The sequence below is a fragment of the Streptosporangium sandarakinum genome (genome assembly GCF_050942225.1).
GTDB classification, from domain to species: domain Bacteria; phylum Actinomycetota; class Actinomycetes; order Streptosporangiales; family Streptosporangiaceae; genus Streptosporangium; species Streptosporangium nondiastaticum.
The window spans coordinates 6,408,271-6,420,571 of sequence record NZ_CP192034.1 but is presented as its reverse complement, the minus strand read 5'-3'; the positions used below and the strand labels follow the sequence as shown (position 1 = coordinate 6,420,571).

Below are 12,301 nucleotides of genomic sequence, written 5' to 3'. Positions count from 1 at the left end.
GCGCTCCTAAGGGAGGGAAGAGTCGGCCGCGCGCAGTTCGGCCAGGTAGTCGGCGATGTCGGAGATCGCGGGCCGGTTCCACAGCAGCGTGGCGGGCAGGGTGAGCCCCAGCCGTTCCTGGAGCCTGGACCGCAGCAGCGTCGCCAGGAGGGAGTCGACGCCCAGCTCGGCGAGCGGCCGGCGCGGGTCCAGCGCGCCGGGCTCGGCGCGCAGGGTCTCGGCGGCGGCCCGGCCCGTCTCCGCCAGCAGGAACGCGCGCAGCTCGGGACCGTCGAGGTCCCTCCAGGAGAGCTCGGCTCCGGTCCCGGCTCCGGAACCGTCCGCCGCGCCCGCGGGGCCGGTCGCGTCGGACGCGGCGGCGTCGGGGATCGCCGCCAGGACGCGGGGGCGCCCGGCGCGTGCCCCGCCGGGCAGGACGCGCAGCACCGCCAGGTTGCCCGCCGCGCGCGGGCCGGCGTGGTCCCACGCCCGCAGCGCCTCCCCGGCCGTGATGCCCGCGGTCCCCCGGACGCGCAGCTCGGCGTCGGTGACCGCGGACGACACGGACATGCCGAGTCCGTGCCAGCTCGTCCACGCCACGGAGACGGTGTCGCGGGCCCCCCGGTACCGCCGGTGCCGGGCGAGGCCGTCGAGGAAGGCGTTCGCCGCCGCGTACGCGCCCTGCCCCGGCAGCCGCAGCAGCTGTCCGGCGGAGGAGAACAGCACCAGGAAGTCCAGGCTGCCGGGCGGGTAGAGGTCGTGCAGGGTCAGCGCCCCGGCGACCTTCGGCCGCATGGCCGCCCGGATCGCCGGGCCGTCGAGGTCGCGCAGCAGCCGGTCGTCGACGACCCCGGCGGCGTGCACGACCCCCCGTACGGCCGGCATGCCGAGCGCGTCGGGCGCGAGGAGGTCGGCCATCCAGTCGTGGTCGGCGACGTCGGCGGCGATCGTCCGGACCGTCACCCCCGTCGCCTCCAGCGAGCGGATCACCGCAACGGCGGGGTGGCCGTCGCCGTCCCACCGCCCGCGCGGCGGCAGGGGTGCGGCCGACGAGCACCAGCCGGCGGGCGCCCCGCTCGGCCAGCCGCCGGGCCACCCGCAGCCCGAGCGCCCCTGTCCCGCCGGTGACGACGTAGGTGCCGTCCGCTCGGCACCGGACGCCGGAGGCCGCGCCGGCCGGGGAGGCGGGGACGAGCCGCGTGGTGGTGGCCGTACCGCGGTCGACGCCGATGACGTCCTCGTCCCACCGGCCGCCCAGCAGCCGGGCGAGGGTCGCGACGTCGTCCCTTCCGGGCTCCGCGGGCAGGTCGGCGAGGCCGCCCCACAGGTCGGGGTGCTCGCCCGCGATCACTCTGCCCAGGCCCCACAGGGACGTCTGCGCCAGCGCCGCCTCGTCCCGCGCCTCGCGCGCGCCGAGGGTGACGCACCACAGGCGCGGGCCCCCGACGGGCACCGTCGCGGCCAGCAGCCGCGCCGTCCCGGCGAGGAGCAGCGCGTGGCGCGCCGCCGCCTCGGCCGGATCGAGACCGCACGACGCGGACCGGCCGGGACCGTACGGCGACGCGGCCGGACCGGAACCGTACGACCACGCGGCCGGATCGAGGCCGTACGGCGACGCGGACGGTGACAGGGACGGCGCGAGGACCACCGCGTCGGCGGCGGAGAGCCGCCCGGCCCGTCGTACGAGGTCGTCCGGATCGGCGGCGACCTCCAGGGACGACCCGGCGCCGGACAGGCAGGCGTCCAGCGCCTCGCGGAGGGCGGGATCGGCGCCGGCCAGGAGCACGGTGCGCGGCAGTCCCCGGTCGGTGACCTCCAGGGGAAGCCAGGCCACCTCGTGGACGAGGCCCGCCGGGTCGCCCGCGCCGCCCGCGTCCTCCGCGTCGCCGTGGGGACCGGGGTACGGGCCGGCGTCCGGCTCGCCGAACCGCAGCCCGAGCAGCCGGGCGACGAGGACGCCCCGCTCGTCGATGATCCCGACGTCGACGACGGCGCCGATGCCGTCGCCGGACCCGGTGACCGCGCCGATGACGGCCGCGGCGCCGGGATCGGCGGCGGACGCGGCGTCGACGCCGTGACCGGGCGCGAGGTCCGTGCCGGCCGACCGTACCTCGATCACCGCGCGGGACGGCGGCTCACCGGTCAGGACCGCGTGGCCCACGTGGGCCGGCATCCGCAGGCGCGCCGGGCCGGGAAGGGCCACCGAGGCGACGGAGAAGGCGGCGTCCAGGACACCGGCCCAGGTGGGGGAGCACGGGGTCGCTCCGGGGGCGGTGGCGACCGTCGCGGTGCGCGCGTCACCGGTCCACCGCGGCTCCCCGGGAGAGACGGTGACCGTCGCGGTGAGCGTGCCGCCGGTCCGGCGCAACTCCTCGATCCGCCAGGGGAGGCCCATCGACGCCACCCCGACCGAGGCGAGCCGGTCGACCACGAAACCCGGGTCGAGCGGCTCCCCGGCCTCGGCCGGCCCCTCCGGCGCGGGCGCGGCGGCCGGCGCCGATCGCTCGCGGGCGGCGACATCGGGAAGACCGCCGAAGGCCACGACGCGCGGATGCCCGGGACGCCCGCCGTCTCCGGGACTCGCCTCGCGGCGGCCGGGTGGGGACGACGGCTCGGGGACCTCGTCGCCGGTGGGGACGACGAGCGCCGTCGTGTGGGTGAGCCACTCGTCGGCCGCCTCACCTCGTCCGCCTGGCCCGTCCACGCCGAAGCGGGAACCGCCCACGCCAGGCGGGAACCCGTTCATGTCGGGACGGAGCCCGTCCGTGCCGGCGGGCGGTCCGGCGGGGTCACGGAGCAGCCGGGAGGACAGCCGCAGCGTCCCGTCCTGGCAGACCACCTGGACCTCCCGGGGAACGGCGGGGGACAGGGGCACCCGCAGCGACACCCCGGCCAGCGCCGGCGTCCCCCCGAAGACCTCTCCGGCCGCGGTGAGCAGCGTGTTCAGCAGCACGGCCGCCGGCACCACCTCGGTCCCCCGCACGGGGTGCTCCCCGGGGTAGGGGCGGTTGCCGTGCCGGAGCCGGGTGCGCCACAGGTGCGCCGGGGAGGTGCCGTGCACCGTCTCCCGGCCGCCCAGCAGCGTGTGACGGTCCGGATCATGGCCGGGGCCCCCGGCCGCCGCGGGCGGGTCGCCCACCCAGTGCGTCCGGTGCCGCCAGGCGTATCTCGGCAGGTCCACCAGGTCGTCGCCGGGGCAGAGGGCCGGCCAGTCGACGGGCACACCACCGCCGTGCAGGACAGCCAGGCCGCCGAGGAGCGCGCGCCGTCCGGGCCGGCCGCGCCGCAGGCTGTGCGTGACGACGGCGCCCGTCACCCCGGCGGCGTCGAGGACCTCCCCGATCGAGTGGCTCACGACCGGGTGCGCCGAGACCTCCAGAAAGGCCCGGTGGCCGTCCTCCGCGGCGGCGCCCACCGCCGCGGCGAAGCGGACGGGTTCGCGGAGGTTGCGTGCCCAGTACGCCGCGTCGCGCTCGGCCGGGTCCCTCGGATCGGCCAGGGCGGTCGTGTAGAGGGGGACCCGGGCCGGGCCCGCCGGAAGGTCCTTGACCGCGGCGGCGAGATCGGCACGCAGGGGGTCCATGTGGCGGCTGTGGAAGGCCACGTCGGAGGCGACCTCGCGGACGGCGATCCCCCGGGCGCGCCAGCGGCGGACCGCCCGCCCCACCGCCTCCCGGTCACCGGCCACGACGGTGGAGTACGGCGAGGCCCACACCGCCGCGCACAGCTCCCCGTCCCCGGCCCTTTCTCCGTCCTCGTCCCCGGCCCTGGCTTCGTCGCCGGCTCCGTCCCCGGCGAGCAGGGCGGCCGTCTCCTCGGGGGACAGGCCGACCATCACCATCGCCCCGGCCCCCGCGACCCGGCGCAACAGCCGGGAGCGGCGGCAGGCCAGGCGCGCGCCGTCGGACTCGGTCAGGACCCCGGCGGCCACCGCGGCCGCGATCTCGCCGACGGAGTGCCCGATGACGGCGCCGGGCCGCACGCCGTACGACCGCCAGACGGCGGCCAGCCCGGTCTGCAGCGCGTAGGTCAGCGCCTGGACCCGGTCCGTCCCGCCCAGGTCGGCGGCGCGCAGCGCGTCGGCCGGGGAGAGGCCGAGTTCCTCGCGGTACACCGGCTCCAGGCGGTCCAGCGTGGCGGCGAACGCCGGCTCGTCGGCGAGCAGGTCCGCGCCCATGCCCGCCCACTGCGCCCCGTGCCCGGAGAACACCCACACCGGGTCGCGCCGTACCGGCCCGGCGTCCGCGTGCGGACCGGGCCGTACGGACTCCGGTGCGGTGTGGCCGGTCACGGGGGCGGGCCGTACGGGTTCCGGAGGTGCGTGGCCGGTCACGGCGGCCGGGTCGTCCGCCGCCAGGGAGCGCAGCCGCTCGACCAGCTCGGCCCGTCCGGCCGCGACGACGACGGCGCGGCGGGCCAGGTGGGTACGGCGGCGGGCGAGGGTGGAGGCCACCGCGGCGAGCGGCGGGTCCTCGCGCCCCGACAGCCGGTCGGCCAGCCGGGCGGCGTTGGCCCGCAGGGCCTCGTCGGTGGCGCCGGACAGCGGGTACGGCCGGACCACCGAGTCGTCCGCTTCGCCCGCGGGGTCCGCGGGGTCCGCGGGGTCCGGGACGGGGGCGGGTGGGGCCTCCTGGAGGACGAGGTGGGCGATCGTGCCGCCGTACCCGAAGCCCGAGACCCCCGCCCGCCGGGGACGCCCGGCGCCCGGCCACCCGGTCGTCTCGGTGACCAGCCGCAGCCCGGAGCTCTCCCAGGGGATCGCCGGGGTGGGCCCGGCGGTGGTCGGCGTCGGCGGGATGAGCCCGTGTCCCAGGCAGAGCACGGCCTTGATCAGGCCCGCGACGCCCGATGCCGCCTCCAGATGGCCGATGTTGGGCTTGAGCGAGCCGATGAGGCAGGGGCGGCCGGCGGGGCGTCCGGCGCCCAGCACCGCCGCCAGGGCACCGGCCTCCACCGGGTCGCCCACGCGGGTCCCGGTGCCGTGGGCCTCGACGTAGCCGACGTCTGCCGGGTCGACGCCCGCCGCCCGGTACGCCCGGCGCAGCAGGTGCTCCTGGGCCTCGCGGCTGGGGGCCATGATGCCCGGGGTCCTGCCGTCCTGTAACACCGCGCTCCCGGTGATCAGTGCGAGCACCCGGTCGCGGTCGGCGACGGCGTCGCGCAGGAGCTTGAGGACGACGACGCCGCAGCCCTCGCCGCGCCCGTAACCCGTCGCCGCGGCGTCGAAGGCCCGCGACCGCCCGTCCGGGGAGATCGCGCCGGCGGCGTCGAGCACCACGCTCAGCTCGGGGCCGGCCATCAGCATCACGCCGCCGGCCAGCGCCAGCGGGATCTCGCCGAGCCGCAGGCTCTGGCACGCCTGGTGGATCGCCACCAGCGAGGCCGAGCAGGCGGTGTCCACGGCCACGCTGGGGCCGCGCAGGTCGAGGGCGTGGGAGACGCGGTTGGCCACCCCGCACGGGGCGGCGCCGATGCCGGTCCACGCCTCGATCCGGGGCAGGTCGGAAAGCAGCCGCCGGCCGTAGTCGTCGGCGCTGACGCCGGTGAAGACGCCCGTGTCGGAGCCGGCGAGGGAGTGCGGCGGGATGCCCGCGTGCTCCAGGGCCTCCCAGGCGACCTCAAGTGTCATCCGCTGCTGCGGGTCCATCAGCCGGGCCTCGCGCGGGGATATCCCAAAGAAATCCGCGTCGAATCCCGCGATGTCGGGAATGAAGGAGCCGCGGGTCGTGGTCGCCCGCAGTACGGCGGAGTTTTCCGGACTTATGCGGTAATAAGGGGACCAGCGACCTTCCGGCGCCGTTCCCGATGCGTCACCGCGTTCGATGAGAAAACGCCACAGCGAGTCGGGGGTGTCTATGCCGGATGCGAAACGGCACCCCATTCCGATGACCGCGATCGGCTCACATCGGCTTTCCATTGGGTTCTCCAAGCTCGCGTTCGCTCGTCGGCGGGATCCGGCGGACACGCGAGAGCGGTCCCCGGCGCGGGCGCGCCGCGCCGGGGACCCGTCCCGGTCCGGCCGGTCAGAGCTTCACGCGCGTGCAGTCCTAGACGTCGTCGCCCCAGATGTCACCGAAGAGCCAGTTGCCGGCGGCCTGGGGGTCGGGGCTGGTGTAGTACTCCTGCCACGCGGCCAGCAGCTCCTCCACCGAGAGCGTGCCGCTCTTGTCCTTGTCGAGCCTGTCGAAGGCGATCTTGCTGTTGGCCGGCGACGTGCCGAAGGCCCGCTGGAAGGCCGCGAACTCGTTGGGGCCGACCGTTCCGTCGTCGTCCCGGTCGCAGATGCTCCACAGGGCCTCGGCCAGGGGACGGAACCCCTCGTCGAACGCCTTGGAGTCGCCGGCGAACGCGCCGATCATCCCGGTGCGCCACTCCAGGGGAGTGACCTTGCCGTCCTGGTTGGTGTCCATGCGGGCGGAGACGTGCCTCCAGAAGTTCTCGAAGCCGTCCAGCAGCGCCTGCGCCTTGGGGGAGTTGAAGGGCTCACCCAGGTAGGCGATGATCCGCGCGGCCAGGGCCAGGGCGTCGGCCGGTTCGAGGATGCCGTCACCGTTCTGGTCGCCGTGCCCGAAGCAGATGTCGATCTTGCGGTTGAGGAGCTGGTTGCCGTTCAGTTCCATCGGTCTCTCCTTCTTTTCTGGGCACCCCCTGCCCCAGGTGATTGCTCTGACATTCTTTTGCGATCCGGGTGTCATGTCTTCATCTGCGCGGGAGGGGAATTCTGGCTGCATGGCCAGGGAAAATAGACGCGGAGGAGCATTGCGGAACGGTGGCCGATCTGTCGCTCGGAGGCGTTCTCAATTATTTTTCCGGCCTATTTCGTATATAGCATTTAAGGTGCTTAGGGTAAATGGGGCCAATAAGGTATATGTCGCCCGACAGGCCGCCGTGGCGGGCCGCTCGCGCCGGGGGAGAGCCGCCCGCGACGAGGCGGTCCGCTCGCGCCGCGCCGGACCTCCGTACCGGCCTGCCGTACCGGATCTCCGTGCCGGGCCGCCGGGGCCGCGATCACAGGGGCCGGGCCCATCGGAGCCGTGCCGGACACCGCGCCTCGGGTACGTCCGTCGAAGTCCGCCATGGCCGGCGAACACCGCCACCACTGCCACGGCGGGTGAATCCCGCCTCGGCGGAAAGACTGATTTCTCCCATCACGGGATCTACGATTCGTACGTTCGCCGGTCGACGGAAAGGTGCCGGAGGCAGATGTCGGATCTCCACCCCCCGGAACCGGGCGATCCCACGATGCTCGGCCCCTACCGCGTCGTCGCAAGGATCGGCGAAGGCGGGCAGGGCGCCGTCTACCTAGCGGAGCTCGCGGAGCCCACGGAGACGGGTCCCGGCCTCCGCGTGGCGGTCAAGCTCTACCACGCCCGGGTCGGCGGGGAGCCCGCCGTGCACGACGACCTCATGCGCGAGGCGGAGATCGCCAAGCGGGTCGCCCGGTTCTGCACGGCGCAGGTCCTGGACTTCGGCCTGTACGGCATGCGCCCCTACCTCGTCAGTGAGTACGTCCCGGGCCCCTCGCTGCAGCACGTGGTCACCGCCGAGGGACCGCGCTCGGGCAGCGCCCTCGAACGCCTCGCCGTCGGCACGGCCACCGCGCTGGTCGCCCTGCACGACGCGGGCGTCGTCCACCGGGATCTCAAGCCGCAGAACGTGCTCCTCGGCCCGGACGGCCCACGGGTCATCGACTTCGGCATCGCCCGCTCTCTCGCCGCGACCGGCACGGTGACCAGCGGGATCGTGGGCACGCCCGCCTACATGGCGCCCGAGCAGCTCAACGCGGACGAGCCCGGCCTTCCCCTGGACGTGTTCGCCTGGGCCTCCACCATGACCTTCGCCGCCACGGGCCGCCCACCGTTCGGCAACGACTCCATCCCCGCGATCATCAACCGGATCCTGAACGAGGAGCCCGTCCTGGACGGGATCGAGCCGCCCCTGCTCGATCTGATCCGCGAATGCCTCGTCAAGGACCCGGCACGGCGGCCGACGGCCCAGCAGATCCTCGGCCGTCTCGTGCGCGGAGGACATGGGGCGGCCGCCGACGGCCATCCGCCCTCGGGCGGGCCGGTCCCGGTGCACCCGCCGGGCGGCGCGGCCGCGTCCGGCGGGACGGCGGGCACGCGGCCTCCGGCCACGCCGGGAAGGCGCCGCGTGCCGCGCGTGGCCGTCGTCGCCGTCGCCGCGATGGCCGTCGCCGGGACCGCGGGCGTCGTGCTGCTGCCCGGCGGGGACCCCGCGAGGACGGACGCCGGCGCGTCCCGGACCTCGCAGGGCATGGCCGCGGGGGTCACGCCGGAGGCGCCCGCCGGCCTCGGTACGGCCTCTCCCGCCGAGGAGCCCCACCTCGCGGCGACCCCTGCGGTCGCCACCCCGGAGACCTCCCCGCCGGCCGTGCCGACCTCGCCGTCCCCGGCGACGCGCGGTCCCCGGCCCCGGGTGAGCGGGCATCCCACGGCCACCCGCGCACCGGACGACCGGGTCCGGCCGCGGCCACCCGAGACCACCGCCGCCCTCCCCTCCCCGCCGAAGTCGCCGAAGTCCTCGGACCCGTCGAAGCCGTCGCCGTCCAGGTCGCCCCAGGCCCGGGTCACGGAACTCGGCCCCGGCCACTTCACGCAGTACTGCGTCACGCTGGGCTGGGAATGGGTGGAGTACCGGGAGACTCCCCGCCCGGGCGCCTACTGCGTCAAACGGAAGGGCGAGACCATGTACCTGGCCGGTGGCCGGCTCGACGACGGCTGCCGGTGGCGGTACCGGGAGCCGCGCGCGTTCCACCGGTTCAGGAACAAGTCCAACTACTGCTACATCCTCAGGTGAGGTCCCGGGTGACCGGACGGGGAAGCCGGCCGTGCCCGGTGCGCCGCCCCGCCGTTCACCGGGGATGGGCGGACGGCCCGGGAACGGGCGTGGGGATCGCCGGGAGGTCGAACTCGACGCTGACCCGGAGCGCCTCCTCCGGGGGGTGGCGGCTCAGCCGTACGAGCAGGCGGGGGATCTGCCGTCCGAGCCGGTCGAGGGCCTCCACCAGGGGCGTGACATCCCAGCGGCCGTGGTCCGGCTGCTCGCGCAGGAACCGTGCGAGCAGATTGTCGAACTCGCGCCGCAGCCTCTCGTCCCCGCGGACGTAGCGGAGCGCGGTCCCCCGGGCCCGCTCCGGCACGCACCCGGGGACGGAGCCGGGCTCGGCCTCGTGGACCCGCACGCCGACCTCCGGCGGGACCCGCAGGAAGGCGGTCACGGTGCTGTGGTCCAGGGCGTTGGCCAAGGACTCCCGCAGCCCGTGCGGGATGTCGGGGACCTCCACCACCAGCTCGACCCGGCTGGCGTGCTCCGGGCGGACGTCCAGGTCGTAGCGGGCCGTCACCGAGACGCCGGCGGGCAGCTGGCAGCGGTGGAGGTAGCGTTCGGCGCACTGGGCGACGGAGGCGGCGAGGCTCCCGACGAACAGTTCCACGGGGGTGGGGCCCGTGTCGCTGCCGCGGAAGTCGCTGGTCTGGTCGACGCGGACCACATGGCGGCGGACCGCCAGGTCGAAACGGTCCCCGCCCCGCCAGGAGAGCCTCACCACGCCGTTCCTGTCGTGTTCCACGAGTGGCTCCAAGTGTGCGATCCCCGCGCCCCGACGGTTCACGGGTTTTCCCCTGCCTTCGTTCACCGTGCGACGCCGGGACCCGCGCGCACCAGGGACCTAAGCCCCGCTCTCCCGGGCCCGAGGTCCAGACCCGCCCTGACCGGGTAGGAACCGGTCATCCGGCCGGGCCGGCCGGACGGATGGAGGATCGGCCGTGTGCGAGGTGCTGCTACGCCGTCCCCGGGCCGCCGTCCGCGCGATCCGCCTGACCGCGGAGCGGACGCCGCCGCACCGTGACCGCCACCTCGACCTGCTGCGCGCCGTCGCGATCGCCGCGGTGGTGCTCGGCCACTGGCTGGCCGTCGTGGTGACCTACCACGGCGGGTTCGGCGGCGACACCGTCCTCGCGGTCCTGCCCTGGGCCCGCCCGCTGACCTGGGCGTTCCAGGTCATGCCGGTGTTCTTCCTGGTGGGCGGCTTCGTGAACGCCGCCTCCCTCGACTCCTACCGGCGGCGGGGCGGCACCGCCACGGGCTGGTTCCTCGGCCGTACCGACCGGCTGATCCGCCCCACCACGGCGCTCCTGCTCACGCTGAGCGCCGCGGCGCTCCTCGCGCTCCTCCTCGGGGCCGGCGAGGGGACGGTCGCCACGGCCGTGTGGCTCGCCGTCATGCCGCTGTGGTTCCTGGTCGCCTATCTCGCGGTCGTCCTCCTGACGCCGGTGATGCTCGCGCTGCACCGCCGGGCGGGCCTCACCGTACCGGTCGTGCTCGCCGCGCTGGTCGGGCTGGGCGACGTCGTCCGCATCCGGTCCGGCCCGCCCCTCCTCGGCCAGGCCGGCTTCCTCTTCGCCTGGCTGGCGATCCACCAGCTCGGCATCGCCTGGCGGGAGGGGGCGCTGCCGGCCCGCCGTACGGTGGCCCTGCCGATGGCGGCCGGGGGGCTCGCGGCCCTGGTGCTGCTCACCGTGGCCGGGCCGTACCCGATCAGCATGGTGGCGGCCCCCGGCGAGCGGCTGCAGAACACCTCCCCGCCGACCCTCGCCCTGCTGGCCCTGGCGACCGCGCAGGCCGGACTCGCCCTGCTCCTGCACGACCCCGCCGACCGCTGGCTCCGGCGCGCCCGCCCGTGGACGGTCGTGGTGGGCGTCAACTCCGTGATCATGACCGTCTTCCTCTGGCACCTGACCGCCGTCGTGATCGCGGCCGTCGCGCTCTACCCCACGGGCCTGCTGCCGCAGCCGCCCGCCGGGTCGGCGCCGTGGCTGCTGCTCCGCCTGCCCTGGCTCGCCTGCCTGCTCGTGGCCCTGGCGGTCCTCGTCGCGGTGTTCGGCCGGATCGAGCGGCGCGCCGGGCCGGTCCCCGGCGCGGACGGGCCCGCGAGCGGGGTCCCGCGCGCGGTCGCGGCGGTCGCCGGCGCGGCGCTGGCCGCCGGGGGACTGCTGGGCGCCGCCGTGACGCTCCCGGCCCGCCTGCCCGTCCCGATGCTTCTGGCCTATCTCGCCGGGGCGGGCCTGCTCCGGTTCCTCCGAAGGCGTCCGGGATCGTGAACCGGCCCGCGGACACGACCACCGGCCGGATACGGCTGTTCCTCGGCGGGGACGTCATGCTCGGCCGCGGCGTCGACCAGATCCTGCCGCACCCGGGCGACCCGGAACTGCGGGAGCCGCACATGCGGAGCGCGCTGTCCTACGTCGAGCTGGCGGAGGCCGTGGGCGGCCCGGTTCCCCGCCCGTGCGGCTTCTCCCGGCCCTGGGGCGACGCGCTGCCGATGATCGAGGACTTCGGGCCCGACGCGCGGGTGGTGAACCTGGAGACGAGCGTCACGCGGAGCGACGACTTCGCCCCGGGAAAGACCGTGCACTACCGGATGAACCCGGCCAACCTTCCGTGCCTGGCCGCGGTCCGGCCCGACGTCTGCGCGCTGGCGAACAACCACGTGCTGGACTTCGGCCGGCGGGGGCTCGCCGAGACGCTGGACGCGCTGGCCGCCGCGGGACTGCGGTCGGCGGGGGCGGGACGGGACGCGGAGGAGGCGCGGCGGCCCGTCGCCGTCCCCCTGCGCGGCGGCGGGCGGGTGCTGGTCCTGTCGTTCGGGACGGAGTCCAGCGGCATCCCGCCGGACTGGGCGGCGACCGCGGACCGCGCGGGGGTGGACCTCGCGGACCTCGCCGCCGGCACGCCGGACGACGAGGCGGCGCGGATCACCGATCGGGTACGGCGGATCCGGCGGCCCGGGGACGTCGTGGTCGCCTCCGTCCACTGGGGGTCCAACTGGGGCTACGACGTCCCGCCCGACCTGGTGCGTTTCGCGCACGCGCTCGTCGACGGCGGCGTCGACGTCGTGCACGGCCACTCCTCGCACCACCCGCGTCCCGTCGAGGTGTACCGGGACCGGCTCGTCCTGTACGGCTGCGGCGACCTCATCGACGACTACGAGGGCATCACGGGTTACGAGGAGTACCGGGACGAGCTGCGGCTGCTGTACCTCGTGTCGCTGGAGGCGGCCTCCGGGAGGCTGGCCGGGCTGCGGATGGCGCCGGTGCGGACCCGCCGGATGCGGCTCCACCGCGCGCCGGACGAGGACGCGGTGTGGCTGCGGGCGGTCCTCGACGGGGTCAGCCGTCCCTTCGGGACGCGGATCGGCCCCGGCTCCGAAGGCACGCTCGTGGCGGAGTGGACGTGAGCCGGGCGGCACGTCCACCGCGGACGGCGGGCGTGCCGCCGCCCGCCGGGCCGTACGCGCCGC

Annotated in this window: 6 protein-coding genes and 1 pseudogene; 3 read left to right on the top strand and 4 right to left on the bottom strand. The window is 75.9% G+C overall.

Features of this window, described 5'->3' with window-relative positions; all coding sequences use genetic code 11:
• Nucleotides 1-6: 6 nt before the first annotated feature.
• The 3 genes and pseudogenes from ACQP10_RS29510 to ACQP10_RS29500 all read right to left on the bottom strand — a co-directional run bounded on the left by ACQP10_RS29510 (nucleotide 7) and on the right by ACQP10_RS29500 (nucleotide 6,599).
• Complete coding sequence (locus ACQP10_RS29510) at nucleotides 7-1,017, bottom strand: beta-ketoacyl reductase (RefSeq protein ID WP_433541954.1); 1,011 nt, start codon at nucleotides 1,015-1,017, stop codon at nucleotides 7-9.
• A 1-nt stretch (nucleotide 1,018) separates the two neighbouring features.
• Nucleotides 1,019-5,896, bottom strand: a pseudogene (locus ACQP10_RS29505) (type I polyketide synthase); the annotation flags it as partial.
• Nucleotides 5,897-6,026: 130 nt separating this feature from the next.
• Entirely contained in the window at nucleotides 6,027-6,599 is a 573-nt protein-coding gene (locus ACQP10_RS29500) for an EF-hand domain-containing protein (protein WP_179824132.1), read from the bottom strand.
• Nucleotides 6,600-7,182: 583 nt separating this feature from the next.
• Here ACQP10_RS29500 and ACQP10_RS29495 point away from each other — a divergent pair.
• Nucleotides 7,183-8,799, top strand: a complete 1,617-nt coding sequence (locus tag ACQP10_RS29495; RefSeq protein WP_433540097.1) for a serine/threonine protein kinase — start codon at nucleotides 7,183-7,185, stop codon at nucleotides 8,797-8,799.
• Between the two features lie 55 nt (nucleotides 8,800-8,854).
• Here the strand turns inward: ACQP10_RS29495 and ACQP10_RS29490 are convergent, their stop codons facing one another.
• Nucleotides 8,855-9,571 (bottom strand): OsmC family protein, encoded by a 717-nt coding sequence (locus ACQP10_RS29490; protein ID WP_346019532.1) that lies wholly within the window; start codon nucleotides 9,569-9,571, stop codon nucleotides 8,855-8,857.
• A gap of 196 nt (nucleotides 9,572-9,767) precedes the next feature.
• Between ACQP10_RS29490 and ACQP10_RS29485 the strand changes: the two genes are divergently transcribed.
• Nucleotides 9,768-11,102: an acyltransferase family protein gene (locus ACQP10_RS29485; protein ID WP_433540096.1), complete on the top strand. Its 1,335-nt coding sequence runs from the start codon at nucleotides 9,768-9,770 to the stop codon at nucleotides 11,100-11,102.
• Nucleotides 11,099-12,238, top strand: a complete 1,140-nt coding sequence (locus tag ACQP10_RS29480) for a CapA family protein (RefSeq protein ID WP_399500077.1) — start codon at nucleotides 11,099-11,101, stop codon at nucleotides 12,236-12,238. The genes ACQP10_RS29485 and ACQP10_RS29480 overlap by 4 nt, the downstream gene beginning before the upstream one ends.
• Nucleotides 12,239-12,301 lie beyond the last annotated feature (63 nt).